This is a genomic window from Curtobacterium pomorum, from assembly GCF_044497295.1.
GTDB lineage: Bacteria > Actinomycetota > Actinomycetes > Actinomycetales > Microbacteriaceae > Curtobacterium.
Window position 1 is genome coordinate 2,424,317 of record NZ_CP172409.1, and the last position, 16,063, is coordinate 2,440,379.

14 protein-coding genes and 1 other RNA gene are annotated in these 16,063 nt (G+C 69.1%); 4 read left to right on the forward strand and 11 right to left on the reverse strand.

Translation table 11 applies throughout. The annotated features are described in order from the left end of the window. Complete coding sequence (locus ACGH48_RS11565) at window positions 1-1,308, forward strand: LLM class flavin-dependent oxidoreductase (RefSeq protein WP_396288716.1); 1,308 nt, start codon at window positions 1-3, stop codon at window positions 1,306-1,308. 101 nt (window positions 1,309-1,409) lie between these two features. Further along, on the forward strand, window positions 1,410-1,973 hold the full coding sequence (locus ACGH48_RS11570; protein WP_123312321.1) for a heme-binding protein: 564 nt from the start codon (window positions 1,410-1,412) through the stop codon (window positions 1,971-1,973). 85 nt (window positions 1,974-2,058) lie between these two features. Here the strand turns inward: ACGH48_RS11570 and ACGH48_RS11575 are convergent, their stop codons facing one another. Beyond that, entirely contained in the window at window positions 2,059-2,661 is a 603-nt protein-coding gene (locus ACGH48_RS11575) for a response regulator transcription factor (protein ID WP_260233007.1), read from the reverse strand. Window positions 2,662-2,669: 8 nt separating this feature from the next. Further along, on the reverse strand, window positions 2,670-3,827 hold the full coding sequence (locus ACGH48_RS11580; RefSeq protein ID WP_396288717.1) for a sensor histidine kinase: 1,158 nt from the start codon (window positions 3,825-3,827) through the stop codon (window positions 2,670-2,672). 229 nt (window positions 3,828-4,056) lie between these two features. On the opposite strand from ACGH48_RS11580, the gene ACGH48_RS11585 reads away from it, so the two are divergent. After that, window positions 4,057-6,057 (forward strand): acyltransferase family protein, encoded by a 2,001-nt coding sequence (locus tag ACGH48_RS11585; RefSeq protein ID WP_396288718.1) that lies wholly within the window; start codon window positions 4,057-4,059, stop codon window positions 6,055-6,057. Window positions 6,058-6,658: 601 nt separating this feature from the next. Here ACGH48_RS11585 and ACGH48_RS11590 read toward each other — a convergent pair. From ACGH48_RS11590 to ACGH48_RS11630, 9 genes are all read right to left on the reverse strand, one after another. Further along, window positions 6,659-7,843, reverse strand: coding sequence for an O-antigen ligase family protein (locus ACGH48_RS11590; protein ID WP_396288720.1), 1,185 nt, complete (start codon window positions 7,841-7,843; stop codon window positions 6,659-6,661). 111 nt (window positions 7,844-7,954) lie between these two features. Beyond that, entirely contained in the window at window positions 7,955-8,749 is a 795-nt protein-coding gene (locus tag ACGH48_RS11595; protein WP_396288721.1) for a hypothetical protein, read from the reverse strand. 206 nt (window positions 8,750-8,955) lie between these two features. After that, window positions 8,956-9,332: a transfer-messenger RNA gene (ssrA, locus tag ACGH48_RS11600) on the reverse strand. A 101-nt stretch (window positions 9,333-9,433) separates the two neighbouring features. Beyond that, entirely contained in the window at window positions 9,434-9,910 is a 477-nt protein-coding gene (smpB, locus tag ACGH48_RS11605) for an SsrA-binding protein SmpB (protein ID WP_123312316.1), read from the reverse strand. A gap of 89 nt (window positions 9,911-9,999) precedes the next feature. Continuing rightward, entirely contained in the window at window positions 10,000-10,914 is a 915-nt protein-coding gene (gene ftsX, locus ACGH48_RS11610; protein ID WP_123312315.1) for a permease-like cell division protein FtsX, read from the reverse strand. After that, window positions 10,911-11,666 carry a cell division ATP-binding protein FtsE gene (gene ftsE / locus ACGH48_RS11615; protein WP_111086441.1) on the reverse strand — a complete coding sequence of 252 codons (756 nt, stop codon included), beginning with the start codon at window positions 11,664-11,666 and terminating at the stop codon, window positions 10,911-10,913. The genes ftsX and ftsE overlap by 4 nt, the downstream gene beginning before the upstream one ends. A 61-nt stretch (window positions 11,667-11,727) precedes the next feature. Beyond that, window positions 11,728-12,837: a peptide chain release factor 2 gene (gene prfB, locus ACGH48_RS11620; RefSeq protein ID WP_111086442.1), complete on the reverse strand. Its 1,110-nt coding sequence runs from the start codon at window positions 12,835-12,837 to the stop codon at window positions 11,728-11,730. Window positions 12,838-12,970: 133 nt separating this feature from the next. Beyond that, window positions 12,971-13,600 (reverse strand): DUF1345 domain-containing protein, encoded by a 630-nt coding sequence (locus tag ACGH48_RS11625; protein ID WP_396288722.1) that lies wholly within the window; start codon window positions 13,598-13,600, stop codon window positions 12,971-12,973. A gap of 69 nt (window positions 13,601-13,669) precedes the next feature. Then, on the reverse strand, window positions 13,670-14,680 hold the full coding sequence (locus tag ACGH48_RS11630; protein ID WP_396288723.1) for a response regulator transcription factor: 1,011 nt from the start codon (window positions 14,678-14,680) through the stop codon (window positions 13,670-13,672). Between the two features lie 229 nt (window positions 14,681-14,909). Here ACGH48_RS11630 and ACGH48_RS11635 point away from each other — a divergent pair, with 229 nt between their 5' ends. After that, window positions 14,910-16,061, forward strand: a complete 1,152-nt coding sequence (locus ACGH48_RS11635) for a glutathione-independent formaldehyde dehydrogenase (protein ID WP_396288724.1) — start codon at window positions 14,910-14,912, stop codon at window positions 16,059-16,061. The last annotated feature ends 2 nt before the right edge of the window (window positions 16,062-16,063 follow it).

Sequence of the window (16,063 nt, forward strand, 5' to 3'; positions counted from 1 at the left end):
ATGACACGACCGCAACACTTCGGCTACTTCTTCTCGCGCGGATTCGGCCCGCAGGCCTGGGGGCGCTCGGACTGGGACTGGGGGCACGACTGGACCAAGCCCGACCTGTACCAGCAGTCCGTCCGCACGCTCGAGCAGGCCGGCATGGACCTGGTCATCGCCGAGGACGCCATCTCCCTCGGCAACCCGTCGACGCTCGACCTGCGCATCCGCCAGGCGTACGGCGGCCCGAAGCACGACCCGCTGCTGCTCGCGCCGTACCTGTTCGCCGCGACCTCGCACATCGGCATCGCGCCGACCGTGAACGCCGGGTTCACCCCGCCGTACCTGGCGGCGCGACAGTTCGCCACGTTGGCGCACCTGTCGTCGGAACGCCTCGGCATCAACGTCGTGACCGACGTCGGCAGTGCCCGGCACGCCGGTCTGCCACCGCTGCCGCACGACCAGGCGTACGACCGTGCCGAGGAGTGGCTCACGTTGCTCCGCCGACTCTGGCACTCGTGGGGGCCCGACGGACACGTCGGGGATCCCTCGGACTGGCACTTCGCCGACGGCGACGAACTCGACACCTTCCACCACGAGGGCGCGTACTTCACCGCCGACGGCCCGCTCAACGCCCTGCCGCTCGACTCCGAGCCGGTGGTCGTCTCCCCCGGAGGCTCCGGTCGCGGCCTCGCGTTCGCCGGCACCCACTCCGACGTGCAGCTCGCGCTCGCACCGCTGTCCGCCGCCGCGGTCTCGGACTACCGCGATCGCGTGATCAGCGCAGCGCAGGCCGCCGGACGCACGGCCGCCGACCTGCGGATCCTGTTCGTCCTCAAGCCCGAGATCGTGTCGTCGCCCGACGAGGCCGATCGGATCGTCGAGGCGTCCCGGCACCCGTCCGACGACGACCTCCGGACCGCGGCGATCGCGTGGTCGAGCGACTCCGAGACCGACCTGCTCGCGCTCGACCTCGACGCGCCCGTGCCGGACCGTACCTTCGGCGACCACGTGTCCGCCGGCACGATCCGCGGACTGCTCGGCGACACCCCGGACGCTCCCCTGCGCTCGCTCCTGGAGCGCAAGGCCCGCAAGGGGTGGGTGTCCTCGCGCGAGGGCTTCGTCGGGACCGCCGACGAGTTCGCGGACTTCATCGAGGAGCTCGGGTCGGACGCCGACAACGACGGCATCATCTTCTCGGGTGACCTGCACCCGGCGCAGATCCACCGGATGCTCGGCGACCTGGTGCCGGTGCTCCGACGCCGTGGGCTCCTGCGGCGGGAGTACGGCGCCGGGGGCATCCGGTCGAACCTGTTCGATTTCTGACGTCAACCGTTCGGTGCGCATCCGCTGCCCAGACGGTCGATGTGCCGACATCTCCCCCGGAGGGAGGCTTGCAGCACAACGACGAACGAAAGGTCGCCCCCATGCGTCTCTCCCACACCCTCATCGCCACGACCGCCGCGGCACTCGCCGTCGCCGGTGTCACCGCCGGCGCGTCGATCACCGTCGGTGACCGGACGTCCGCCGCGGCGCAGACCGCCTCGGTGCAGACCGCCGCGTCCGTCAGCGGCAAGGCCGTCGTCGAATCGAAGCGTCTCGGCTCCACCGAGGCGATGCAGGCCGCTTCGGCAGCGCTCGCGGCGGCGCAGGAGGACGGCGCCGGCTTCGTCAGCGTCTCGGTCGTCGACCGCAACGGACAGCTCCAGGCGTTCGTCCGCGGTGAGAACGCGGCGTCGCACACGATCAAGGCCTCCCGTGAGAAGGCGTACACGGCCGCCGCGTTCGGTGCGGCCACCTCGGAGCTCGCGAAGCGCGCCACGGGCGACAACGCGGGCCTGAGGGACCTGCCCGGCACCCTGTTCCTCGGCGGTGGCGTGTCCGTCAAGGACGGCGACGCCTCGATCGGCGGCATCGGCGTCGGCGGCGCCCCGTCCGGTGACCAGGACGAGCAGTACGCGCAGGCCGGCCTCGACGCGATCTCGAAGTGACGCCTGCTCGCTGACCCCGGGGTCCGGACCGCATCGGCAGCGGAGCGACCACGTGGTCGCTCCGCTGCCGTCGCGTCGCGTCACATCACGTCAGTGCAATGATCCCGCGGCGCGTGGCCTCCGCCACCGCACCCGCTCGCCCGTCCACGCCGAGTTTGGCGAACACCCGGATCAGGTGGGTCTTGACGGTCGACTCGCTCATGAACAGCCGCTCGGCGATGACGCGGTTCGTCAGCCCCTCGCCGAGGAGCTCCAGCACGTCGAGTTCCCGCGGCGTCAGGGTCTCGTCCGGACGACGTCCACGGTCGAGCATGCGTTCTGCGACCGCCGCGGCGTAGACCGCGGTGCCGGTCGCCGCGGCCGTGATGCCCGCCGACAGCTCGTCAGCCGAGGCGTCCTTGAGCAGGTACCCGGTCGCGCCCGCATCGAGTGCGCGCATGATCGCCACGTCGGTGCCCGTCGCGGTGAACACCAGCACGCGGGTGCGCTGCACGAGCTCGGGCAGCAGGTCACCGCCGTTCCGCGAACCGAGCCCCAGGTCGAGCACCACGACGTCCGCCGACGTCGCCTCCACCAGGGACACGACGGCGTCCGGATCGCCGGTCGAGCCGACGACCTCGATGCCGGGGTAGGTCCCCAGGACGGCCGCGACACCGGTCCGGAGCATCGGGTGGTCGTCGACGAGCACGACGCGGATCATCGTTCCGCCACCGGCACCGTCGCGGTCAGGACGGTTCCTCGGTCGTCCGATCGGACGTCGAGCGATCCCCCGACGGCCGCGAGCCGACGTCGCATGATCGCGAGGCCGTGCCCGCCGTCCGGGCCCGCCACGACCTCGGCCCCCACGTCGAAGCCGACTCCGTCGTCGGAGACCACGATCACGACGGAATCCGCCCCGTACCGGAGCTCGAGTGTGATCGTCGTCGCGTCCGCGTGCCGCTCGGCGTTGCCGAGTGCCCCCTGGGCCGTCCGGAGCAGCGCGAGCGCCCGCAACGGTGAGAGCGGCCGCGGTTCCCCCGTCGTCGACCAGCTCGCACCGACCCGTGCGGCAGCCTCCGCCGAAGCGCTCGCGAGGTCGACCTCGTCGTCCGACCCGGACCCCAGGTCGTCGACCAGCGTGCGGGTCTGCGCGACAGCGGAGCGCAGCGCACGGCGGGCGTCCCGAGCGAGCCCGGCATCCCCGGACCGTTCGGCGGCCTCGGTGAGCAGGAGCACCCCGGCGACGGACTGCAGGACCGTGTCGTGCAGTTCGGCGGCGACGTGCTGCCGTTCCCCGAGAGCACTCGCCCGCCGCTCGCTGTCCACGAGTCGTGCCCGGGTCGCGACGAGCTGACGGACCGACGTGGAACGCTCACGGAGCGCCGACCGTGACAGGACGATCGCCGCCAGGAAGACCAGCCCGGCGAGCAGGCAACCGGCCACGAGCCCGGGGTCCTGGCTCCCGGTCAGCCGCGGCACCGAGGCCGCTGCAGCGACGATGGCCGCGCCGCTCGCCAGGGTCGCCGGCACCACGCGCACGGTCGTCTGCAGCAGGACCACGAGCGGCACCACGCTCCACGCGGCACTCGGGGCGACGAGGACGAGGACGACGGCGACGAGCGCGAGCGTCACCGCGGCCGGCTCGCGAACCCGTGCCCGCCGCGGCAGCACCGCGGTCGCCGCCGAACCCGCCGTCAGGAGCACGCCGAGCACGACCACGCTCAGGTGGCCCGGGTCGCCGGCGTGGACGGCGTGGTACCGGAGGGTCCCGATCGCAGTGACGATCGCGAGCGCGGCAGCGGCGAGTGCGCCCGAGTGACGCTCGACGGCACGGAGCAGCCTTCGCCGGCGCTCGGTGGGTGGGACCTGGGGCACGGCACCATGGTAGAGACCGCGGGCCGCTGGTCTGCTGGGGTCGCTCCCCGCGCAGGCCAGGGAGCGGGCCGTCTCCCCCACGTTCGTCTCCTCGACCTCGTGCCGGTGCTCCGGCTCCGCGGACTCCTGCGGCGGGCGTACGGCGCCGGGGCATCCGGGCAAACCTGCTCGACCTCTGGCGGAGTCACCGGACGAGAGTTCATTGCATCACATCTGATATTCTGATGTGATGCAGCACAAGGGTCTTCGCCTCGACGTCCAGGGACTCCGCGGTGTGGCCGTCGCGTTGGTGGTCATCGAACACGCGAAACTCGCCCTGCCCGGTGGGTTCGTCGGGGTCGACGTGTTCTTCGTCATCTCCGGTTTCGTCATCACCTCGATGGTCGTCAGGGACCTCGCCAGTGATGCGGGCTTCTCACTTCGCAGGTTTTCCATCCGACGAGCCAATCGCCTCCTGCCGGCCGCGGGTGTCGTCCTCGCCGTCACCGCGATCGGCACCGCCCTCCTGCTCTCGCCCTTCGGCACACAACAGCAGTCGGCCGGCACGGGGGTCGCGGCCGCACTGGGGATGTCCAACATCGCGCTGTACTTCATCTCGGCGGACTACTTCAGCGAACACGTGCAGTCGAACCCCTTCCTGCACACCTGGTCCCTCGGTGTCGAGGAACAGTTCTACGTCCTGTTCCCGCTCCTGCTCTGCGTCGCGTGGCGAGTGGGGCGGTCTCGACGGAGCACGCTGTTCTGGTGCATCACAATGGTCGCCGTCGTCTCGTTCTCGGTCTCGCTGGTGTTCTCCTTCTCGGCGGTGCTGCCCGGCATCGCCAACCCGTCGCAGTTCGCGTTCTACATGACACCGACGCGAGCGTGGGAGTTCGCCGTCGGCGCCGCGCTCGCGCTGTGGTCTGCACGAGCGCGGTGGCACGCGGTGCACCCGGTCGCCGTCGCCCTCGGACTGATCCTCATCGCGGCTTCGGCCGTCTGGATCGAGCCGGGCGGCGCGTACCCCGGCACCGCGGCACTCCTGCCCGTCACAGGGACTGCCCTCGTGCTCGCCGGCGGAGCACGTCACAATCCGGTGTCCGGACTGCTCGCGCAACGCCCGCTCGCGTGGCTCGGTGACGTCTCGTACTCGCTCTACCTCTGGCACTGGCCGCTGCTCGTCTTCGCGTGGCGCCTCTGGCCCGGGCAGCAGGGCGCAGTCCTCGGCGCCATCGTCCTCGCGTTCGCACTGGCTGCGCTCACCCACCGATTCGTCGAGACCCCGTTCCGTGGCCGCGCGGTCACGTCGACGCGCCGCTCGCTGCGCGCACCGGTGATCGCAGTCGTGGCCGGCAGCACTGCGAGCGTCCTCGTCCTCGGGGGCGCACTCACGTCGTGGGGCGATCCGAAGCTCGCGAGCGCCGCTGACCAGCTGCTGGCCCGACCGATCAGCTACAACGAGTGTCTGTCGACCACTCCGGTCTCTCAGCGTGACCTCGGCCCGTGCACCTGGGGGCCCGCCGACGGCCGACCGGTGTACCTGCTCGGCGACTCGAACGCCCAACAGTTCACCGAGGCCGCGAGATCGGCAGCTGTCGGCGAGGACCGACGGCTCGTCGTCGCGACCTGGGGCGGATGTCCCTTCCTCGACATCGGACTGCAGCGCGCCTCCGACGCATCGAAGGGCGCCGAGTGCGCACGCTACGTCGAGGACACCACATCGTGGTTGCGGTCACAGCCGCGCGGCACGGTCCTCATCGCCGCGTCCAGTGAGATGGTGCTGGCCGCCGATGACACGTTCCGGGCCGGCGACGGCTCGGTGGCGCGCACGACGGCGGCCAAGTCGGCTGTCTGGGCGGAACGCCTGGCCCAGCGGATCGAGGATCTCCAGCGCTCAGGGTTCGACGTCGTCCTCATCAGGACGCTGCCGCACTTCCCGGGTGCGCAACGCGATTGGTGGCACCCGGTCGAGTGCCAGAACGCCGTGGCGTTCACGGACCCGGCTGCGTGCGGGATCACCATCAGTGAGAGATCGGTGCGCGATCGCCAGCACGCCATCCGTACCGCGGAGACCGAGGCCATCCGGACGACCGGGGCAGGCCAGATCGACCTGCTCGCGGACATCTGTCGCGATGGCGTCTGTTCCACGTTCCGGAACGGAACCTGGCTGTACCGCGACGGCCTGCACATCTCCCCGGAGTACAGCGGGATGCTGGCACCCTTGTTCCGGCCGGCACTCGCGATCGAGTGACCAGCCGCCAGCGCCGCATCGAACTCACAACGGCGGCGCCTTCCTGGGCGTGGTGCAGTGGTGCGAACTCCATCGGCGGGTCCGCGACTGCAGCAGGACGCCAACTGCGACCTGGACGTTGACGAACGGGTCACATGACGGTGCTTCGGCGGCTTCGAGCAGGTCTCGGGAGGACTCGGCTCCTGTGCCGAGGGAGCGTGCGGGTTCAAGCACGCAAGGAGGAGCGCGGATCAGGGCACGGCCAGATCGCCGTTCTGGGAGCAGCCGACCTTGGCCTGCAGCCGAGACGGTGGGGCGTTGCGGCGAGGCTGAGTCCGGCGTGGTGGTTGCGGTCGGTCTCGTCTGAGCGCATCGCGACCCCGCGCCGCGCCCGCAGCCAGGCGCGGTTCGCTCTGGACGGTTACCTCTTGTCGGCCACCACGCCTCCGGGCGGGTCCGTGGCCGTCCCAGTCCGACCGGCACACGCACGTCCTCCAACGTCGGGACCGCGGGCAGCACCGACGCATGGCGGGATCGGAGGTGTCGCCTCGGGGTCGTCGAAGTCGACGAGGCGAGCCCCATCGATCGAGCGCGAGCTCACGACCCGATGGGCGATCCCGTACTAGCGCGCAGCGATGCCCACCAGCAGCGGCGGCCCACCTGAAGCCAGCACCGCGCTGCCGCCATCGGCGACGACGGGCCGCTGCGTGGATCGCTCGATGAACGGCTGACCGAGCAGCGCGAGGGCCACCCATCCGGAGGCGTCGTACTCCCAGATGCCCGACAGGACGATCGGCGTCAGGGTCGCGATGACCACTCCGAGACGAAGGTCCCGGGCACTGTCCGGGAGCTCTGCCAGTCGGTCGCGTTGCGAGAGAACGAGGAAAGCGAAGAACACGACCAGTCCCACCAACCCGAGGGTGGATCCGGTCTCGAGGATCGTGTTGTGCGAAGCGAGTTGATCCGGTGTGGCCGACCGCACGGCGCCGAGCCCGGAGCCGAGGATCCAGTCCTGGTCCCACAGCTGGCGTGCGACAGGCCAGATGTCGAGCCTGCCGGACAAGCCGCCCCGCCCACGCTCACCGAAGTCGACGAGTTCGAGCACCCGGTCGAGCCAGCCCGCACTGACGGACACCGACCAGACCACGACGACCACTGTGAGCGCACGGAGGGAGCCCCCGAGCCACCGGATGACGAGCCAAGCTGCCAGACACAGGATCGCGAGGAGAGCACTCCGCGTACCCGTTGCGAGGACGCCCGACACGAGGAACACCAGAAGCGTGATGGTGAGGACTCGTACGATCGGTTGCTGAACCAGAGACGAACGCCACAGGAGCACCACGAGAGCGATCGACGCGACGAGTCCGTACGCGACGTGATTGACGTTGAGGACTCCGGCTTGCGTCACGCGGTCCCCGTCCAGCTCCGCCTCACCGTTCGCGACGAGCTGCCAGGCAGTCATCGCCAACGCGACGAAGTTGCCGCCCACGTACGCGACGAAGACGACGAAGAGGTTCACCCCCCGATCGATCGCGGCCCGCACGGCCACGAACATCAGTGCAGACGACACGAGCGTGAGTGCGTTCACCAGGTACCGTTCCGGCGCAACGCTCCACAACTGGGAGTACCCGATCCAGATGACGAAGAGCCCGAGGAGCACCTCGGTCCAACCGAGCCTGAGCCGTCGCGGGTTGCTCAGGATGAGCGTCACGATGGCGACGACCGGGCCGTACCGGAGAACGAGGTTCGGCTCGATGGCGCTCGCGAAGGCGAGGACCGCCGCACCGATGCCGGCGAGACGCGTCATGAGCGATGGCGATCGCTCGATCGACGGCGGCCTCGTTCGCGATGTCATAACACCTAGTATTCTACATGCGGAACGGCACCGCAACCCAGCCGCCGTTGGATCGAGTCCGCCTCATCGACGCTGCTCGTCGCTCCGCTTCTTCTTGCCCGGCTTCTTCTTGTCGTGGTCCTTCTTGTCCGACTTCTTCTTGTCCGACTTCTTCTTGTCCGACTTCTTCTTGCCGTCGTCCTTCTTCTTCTTGGACGACTTCTTCTGGTCCTTCTTCTTGGACGACTTCTCGTTGTCGTCGTCCTTCTGCTGCTCCGGCTGCACCCGGGCCGAGGGCAACGGCAGGACCGGCGCCTGCTCCGGCGACTCGACCCCGTCGATCGGCTCGACGACCACGGCGGAGCCCGTGTCGAGCTCGACGTCGACCGCGTGTTCCTCGAGCACCGGCGCGAGCGGGTCGGTCACCCGCTCCACGGTGAGCACGGCGTCGTCCTCGGCGAGTCGCAGCAGCGCCTGTGCGGTACGGACCCTCGTCGTCGTCTTCCGGGCGAGCACGTCGGCCCGAGCCCCTTCGAGGAACGTGCGGAGGGTGCGCTCGACGACCGACCGGCCGCGCGGTGCAGCGCGGTCGAGGCGGTCCAGCTCACCGGCCACTCCGGCGACGTCGTCGGCGACGTGCTCGTGCCGCACGGACTCGATCAGGGCGGCGATCGCGGCGGCACCCCGCTCGACGGCGGCCGAACGCTGGTCGAGCACGACGAGCATCTCGACGACCGACCCGTACGTGACGGTCTCGAGGCGAACCGGTTCGGCACCCCGGCCACGGACGACCAGGCGGGCGTCGGGTGTGGGCAGCCAGGCGGCGAGGGCCGCGACCGTGGCGACGGACCCGACGATCCGCTCATAGTCGGCGAGCACCACTCGCTCCTGCTCGCGCAGATGGACTCGGATCGCGATCTCCTGCACCACGTGGGGCCTTCCGTTCGGGGTCGACGCGGGCGTGTCCCTGCGCCTGCACCGGATCGTAGTCCCGTGAGGTGGCCGAACAGCGAACGCCCCGGCATCGTCCAGGGACGGTGACGGGGCGTTCGGTCAACGGTGACAGCGGCTCGACGACCGGCGAATGGTGGAGATGGGGGGAATCGAACCCCCGTCCATCGCTGCAATTCGACGTCTTCTACGGGCGTATCCGGATAGTTCGTTCTACTCGGCCCCGTCCTTTGCTACCGGCTTCTAGGACGACGGGCCCAGTCTCAGTGCAAGTCCCGCACGGCCCTGAGGCGCAACCGTGCAGCAAGTCCTCTGGATGACGCCGGGATCAGGTTAGGGGACGGTCACCTGGCCGACGGACTTCATGTGCTGGGCTGCTTACGCAGCGAGAGCGAAGTCAGTGCGCTTGGAATTGGCACTTGTTGTTTTCCACGGATCGTTCACGAGATAACCGTGGGTCCTCGGCCCGCTTCCCGTCGGCACACAGGCAATGTCGAAACCGATCATCCCCATGCGGGCCGGACGTGCGAGCCGCTGTCACGCTGTTGAGTTGTGTTGCCACTGCTCCGATCGGAGCAGTCCCTCAGTCTAGCTGACCGAGGTGCGAGGCCGCTACTCGCCGACCCGGTTCTTCGTGCGCATGGCCCGCTCGGCCTCGCGCTTGTCGGTCTTCTCCCGCAGGGCCTGCCGCTTGTCGAACTCGCGCTTGCCCTTCGCGACGGCGATCTCGATCTTCGCTCGGCCGTCGTGGAAGTAGATCTGCAACGGCACCAGCGTGTAGCCACCCTGGGCCGTCTTGTGCGAGATCTTCACGATCTGCTGCTTGTGGAGGAGCAGCTTGCGCTTGCGCCGGGGTGCGTGGTTGTTCCAGGTGCCCTCGGTGTACTCGGGGATGTGCACGGCATCGATCCAGGCTTCCCCGCGGTCGATGTAGGCGTAGCCGTCGACAAGCGAGGCACGACCCATACGCAGGGACTTCACCTCGGTGCCGGACAGGACCATGCCGGCCTCGTACGTGTCCTCGATGAGGTAGTCGTGTCGGGCGCGACGGTTCGTCGCGACGATCTTCTCACCGCGTTCCTTCGCCATGACGACTCCTCTCGTACCGGGCACTGCATTGCGCAGCCCTACAGCCTACCCAACAGCGGAGGCCCTCCGCACCTTCCCGGCGCGCCGGGTCAGACCTTGAGGTAGCGGCGGATGGCGATCGACGCCGACACCGCGGCGAGCAGCACCCCGATGACGATCACCGACGGCACCACGATGGCCGCGTCCCCCATGCCGATGAACGCCGTGCCGGTGAAGCGCTCGGCCAGGAAGTTCCGGACGAAGAACCACACCACTGCGGTGATGGCACCACCAGCCAGGACGGCTCCGATGGCGGCGGCGATCACCCCCTCGAGCACGAACGGCGTCTGGATGAACCGGTTCGACGCACCGACGAGTCGCATGATGCCGAGCTCTCGCCTGCGACTGAACGCGGACAACCGGATCGTGGTCGCGATGAGGAGCACGGCGGCGACGAGCATGAGCGCCGCGATGCCGATCGCCGTGTACGACGACGCGTTCAGCAGGTTGAAGATGGGTTGCAGGTAGCCGCGTTGGTCGACGACGCTCTGCACGCCGGCGACCTTCGACAGGCTCTCGACGAGGACGTCGGCCTGCGACGGGTTCTTCAGGTTCACCCAGAAGGTCTCGTTGAGGTACTCGGGCTTGACGAACTCGGTCGCCGCGGAGTCCTTGAACTGCTCCTTGAAGCGGGTGAACGCCTGGTCCTGGTCCTCGTAGTACGTCTTCTCGATGTACGGCTTGAGGGTGGACGAGTCGAGCTGGGCCTGGACCTGCTTCCGCTGGTCCTCGGTCGCCTTCGCGCCCGTGCAGTTGCCGGTGGTGTCGGTGTCGGTGCACAGGTAGACGGCGACCTGGGCCCGGTCGTACCAGTACCCCTTCATCTGGTTGATCTGCATCTGCAGCAGGATCGCGGTGCCCACGAAGGTGAGCGAGATGAAGGTCACCAGGACGACGGAGACGACCATCGACGCGTTGCGCCGCAGGCCCGAGCCGACCTCGGACATGACGAGTCCGAGCCTCATCGGATGAGCCCCGGGATGGTCTGGATGCCGGTGGTGTTCGACACGGTGCCGCGCTGGATCGGGACCGCCTGGGTCTGGTAGCCGCCGGACTGCTCGTCGCGCAGGACGGTGCCGTTCGACAGCTCGATGACCCGACGCTGCATCTGGTTCACGATGCTGGCGTCGTGCGTCGCCATGAGCACGGTGGTGCCTCCCTGGTTGATGCGTTCGAGGAGCGCCATGATGCCGGCGGACGTGGTGGGGTCCAGGTTGCCGGTGGGCTCGTCCGCCAGCAGGATCGCCGGCTTGTTGACGACGGCGCGGGCGATCGCGACGCGCTGCTGCTCACCACCGGAGAGCTCGTGCGGCATGCGGGTCGCCTTGCCGGCGAGACCGACGAGCTTCAGCACGTCGGTCACGGCCTCGCTGATGAAGCCCTTGCTCTTGCCGATCACCTGCAGCGAGAACGCGACGTTGTCGAACACGTTCTTGTTCGGCAGGAGTCGGAAGTCCTGGAAGACGACGCCGAGGTTCCGTCGGAAGTACGGGACCTTCCGCGACGCCAGCGAGCCGAGGCGCTGCCCGAGCACGTGGATCTGGCCACGGGAGGGCTTCTCCTCCTTGAGCACGAGGCGCAGGAAGCTGGACTTGCCGGAACCCGATGCGCCCACGAGGAACACGAACTCGCCCTTGAGGATCTCGAGGGTGAGGTTGTCGAGCGCCGGACTCGGGTTGCCCGAGTAGACCTTGGTGACCTGGTCGAATTTGATCATGACCGGATCAGGGTAGGTCGCCCCGCTTGGAAAGCAAGCGAGGCGCGCGGCTCACGAACCCCTACGCGTCGACGGATTGCTTGCGCCAGCGGATGCCGGCGTTGATGAAGCCGTCCAGGTCGCCGTCGAACACGGCTGAGGGGTTGTTCACCTCGTGCTCGCTCCGCAGGTCCTTGACCATCTGGTACGGCGCCAGCACGTACGACCGGATCTGGTCGCCCCAGCTCGCCGTGATGTTGCCGGCGAGCTCCTTCTTCTTCGCGTTCTCCTCTTCCTTCTTCAGGAGGAGCAGGCGCGACTGCAGCACGCGCATGGCGGCCGCACGGTTCTGGATCTGCGACTTCTCGTTCTGCATCGAGACGACGGTGCCGGTCGGGATGTGCGTCAGGCGCACCGCGGAGTCGGTCGTGTTGACGGACTGCCCACCGGGGCCCGACGAGCGGAAGACGTCGACACGGATGTCGTTCTCGGGGATGTCGATGACCATCGTCTCCGGCATGAGCGGGATGACCTCGACCGCGGCGAACGAGGTCTGGCGCTTGCCCGCAGCACCGAACGGCGACATGCGGACGAGGCGGTGCGTGCCGGCCTCGATCGACAGGGTGCCGAACGCGTGGGGCGCGTCGACCTCGAAGGTGGCGGACTTGATGCCCGCTTCCTCGGCGTAGGAGGTCTCCATGACGGTGGTCTTGAAGCCGTGCTGCTCGGCGTACCGGAGGTACATGCGCATGAGCATCTCGGCGAAGTCCGCGGCGTCGACACCGCCGGCCCCGGCACGGATGGTGATCACGGCGGGACGGTCGTCGTACTCGCCGTCGAGGAGCGTCTGCACCTCGAGGTCGCCCATGGTCTTCTGGATCGCCTTGAGCTCGGCGACGGCTTCGTCGGCCGAGTCCTGGTCGTCGCCCTCGTTCGCCATCTCGACGAGCACCTCGAGGTCGTCGATGCGTCGCTCGGTGTCGGTGATCTTCTTCAGCTCCGACTGGCGGTGCGAGAGCGCGCTCGTCACCTGCTGCGCGTGCTCGACGTCGTCCCAGAGGTCCTGGGCCCCGGCCTGCTCGCTGAGGTCGGCGATCTCGCGCTGCAGGCGGTCGACGTCGACCACCGAGCGGATGTTGCCGAAGGTCTCGCGGAGGGCGGAGAGCTGCTCGGTGAAGTCCAGTTCGACCATGGTCACCGATCCTACCGGCGCGAGGCCGCCTCGTCGGACCGACCAGCGGCCCGGCGCGGGTCCGTCGAGCTACCCGCCCGGAGTCGAGACCAGCCCGTTCCGCAGCACCACGGCGGTCGCCGGCACCCTGGCCTCAGCCTCCCTGGGTGAGGCCGGTGATGAGGTTGATGGCGACCGCGACCACGAAGGTGCCGAAGAAGTAGGACAGCAGCGCGTGGCCCAGGGCGATGCGACGCGAGGGCGTGGACGACTGGGTGATGTTGCTCGCGCTGTACGCCATCCCGATCAAGAACGCCGTGTAGGCGAAGTCGCTGTAGGACGGGTCCTCGTCCTGGTCGAAGTCGAAGCGGTGGCTGTCGTCGAGGTAGTACATGCGCGCGTACTTGAAGGCGAAGACGGTGTTCATGACGGCCCACGCCGCCACGACGCCGACCACCGCGAGGATCGCCGCAGCGGACCCGACGGGGTCCTTCTGCTGGCTGCGGACGAGCGCGAAGATCACCAGCACCAGGCTGAGGAAGGTCGCGGCGATGACCAGCACGTCGACGAGCTTCCGCGATCGGTCCTCGTGGCGAGCGAGGGAACGGGTGCGCTCGGGATCGGCCTGCCAGGCCTCGGACCACGCCCAGACGAGGAACACCCCGGAGGCGATCGCCCAGCCCAGCAGGGGCGACAGGTCGGGGACACCGAGGAGCGCGGCGATCACCGCGGCTGCTCCGCCGACGATCGCGGCGACACCGGCCTTCACGGACAAGTGGGACATGACGGTTCCTCTCTCGACGACGCTCTGCTCGTGCTGTCGTGCAGGTGCTCGGGTACCGCTCCGCGGTGCTCACCCGGGCCGGGCTCGCGCGAGGGGGACGTAGAGCCCGGCCCGCTCGGCGCGGACGGCGGCGAGCGTGCGCGACGTGGCGTCGAGCTTGCACAGGATGTGCTCCAGGTGCGCAGCCACCGTGCGGGGCGCGATGGCGAGCGCTCGGGCGATCTCGAGGTTGGAGCACCCCTCGATCACGTGGCCCAGCACCTCGAGCTCCCGCGGCGTGAGACCCCGCAGGTGGGTGGCGGGTGCGAGCACGACGACCCCGCAGGCCAGCGCCTCGAGATCGCGTTCGCAGGCGAGCACCGTCACCCGGACGTAGCCCTCCGGCGACTGCCGTCGTCCGCGCGGCCACAGGAACGAGGCGTAGTCCTGCCCGTCGCCGATGGCGTCCCTGGCCGCGGCGACGAGCGCCGAACCCGTGGTGAGGAGTTCGTCGTCGGACAGGCCGGGGATGCTGGTGACCCCGTGGCCCGGGAGGAGCACGTCGCCCGATCTGACCCCGCTGACGAAGGCTGCCGACGCAGCGACCGACCGGACCGGGTCGATACTCGACGCGAGCTCCGGCACGAGTCGAGCGAGTCGCCGGCGGAGGGTCTGCGACGGCGGAGCGGGACTCCGGAACAGGACCGTCATGAAGCCCACGTGCCGGCCCCCGTCCTCGAACAACGCGACCGACAGCGCCTCGCGGAACCCCGCGGGGAGCAGGCACTCCGCCCACGACCGCAGGTCCGCCGACGCGTAGGGCAGATCCGACAAGCTGGTGGGCGGCCGTTCGCGATCGGCACCGGTCATCTCGATGTCGTGCGCCATCTGGGAACCGCTCAGGTAGCGGACGCTCGCCGCATCGAGGTCGGTGCTCGCGACGGCGCTGTACCCCGTGCCGCCACGATCGGCCAGCGCCATCCACGCGCCGTCGAAGGGGACGTGGTGGTGCAGTTCGTCCAGCAGTGCCTGGGCACGGTCGTGGATAGGTCCGGGGCGCGCCGCGATCTCGGCGAACAGGTGTGCAGCAGTGCGTGTCACGGAGATCGACCACCTCAGGACCATCGGCAGCGGGAATCGAAGGATTGTCCGAAAACCGTCGGTTCCCGGTGTAGCACGCCGAGCGGGGTGCGGCGCTCAGATCGCTGCAGGCCGCGTGGGCATGTCTGCCGATGGCCTTCCCGTGCTGCGGGGCGTGACATGAGGGTGCCGCGTGGTCAACCGGCCCGCGACGCGTTCCAGGGCACGTCACGCACGTGAGGAGACGAACATGAAAGCCGTTGTCTACGAGGGGCCGCGCAGCGTCACGGTGCAGGACGTACCGGATGCGCGCATCGAACGCCCCACCGACGTGCTGGTGCGCGTCACGACGACCAACATCTGCGGGTCGGACCTCCACATGTACGAAGGACGCACCAGCTTCGAGACCGGACGGTGGTTCGGTCACGAGAACATGGGCGAGGTGATCGAGGTCGGCGACGGCGTCGACAAGGTCTCGGTCGGGGACCACGTCGTCCTCCCCTTCAACGTGGCGTGCGGGCACTGCAAGAACTGCGAGCGGGGTCTGACCAACTACTGTCTGACCGCGCAGCCCGTCCCGGAGTGGGCCGGTGCGGCGTACGGGTTCGCGGACATGGGCCCGTGGGCCGGCGGCCAGGCCGAACTGCTGCGGGTGCCGTGGGGCGACTTCAACTGTCTCCGACTGGGAGAGGACGCAGAGGAGCGGTCCGCCGACTACGTGATGCTGGCCGACATCTTCCCGACCGGCTACCACGCGACCGAGATGGCGGGGGTGCAACCGGGCGACCAGACCGTCGTCTACGGCGCCGGACCGGTCGGCCTGATGGCCGCCCTGTCGGCCACCCTCCGGGGCGCGAGCAAGGTCATGGTCGTCGATCGGCATCCGGACCGACTCCGGCTGGCGGAGTCGATCGGTGCGATCGCCATCGACGACTCGAAGGTCGACCCGGTGCAGGCCGTCCTCGAGGAGACGATGGGGCTCGGCGCCGACAACGGGTGCGAGTGCGTCGGCTACCAGGCGCACGACCCCGGTGGGGACGAGCAACCGAACCTCACGCTCAACCGTCTGGTGCAGTCGGTGCGGTTCACGGGTCGGATCGGCACGGTCGGCGTGTTCGTGCCGCAGGACCCGGGCGCCGGCGACGAACTGGCGAAGCAGGGGCAGATCGCGTTCGACATGGGACTGCACTGGTTCAAGGGCCAGACCATGGGGACCGGACAGGCCCCCGTCAAGAAGTACAACCGACGGCTCCGCGACCTGATCGCCGCTGGCAAGGCGACGCCGTCGTTCATCGTCAGTCACGAGTTGCCGCTCGACCAGGCACCAGATGCCTACGAGCACTTCGACAACCGGGACGACGGGTGGACCAAGGTCGTCCTCAAGCCCGGAACGGCGGTGTGATC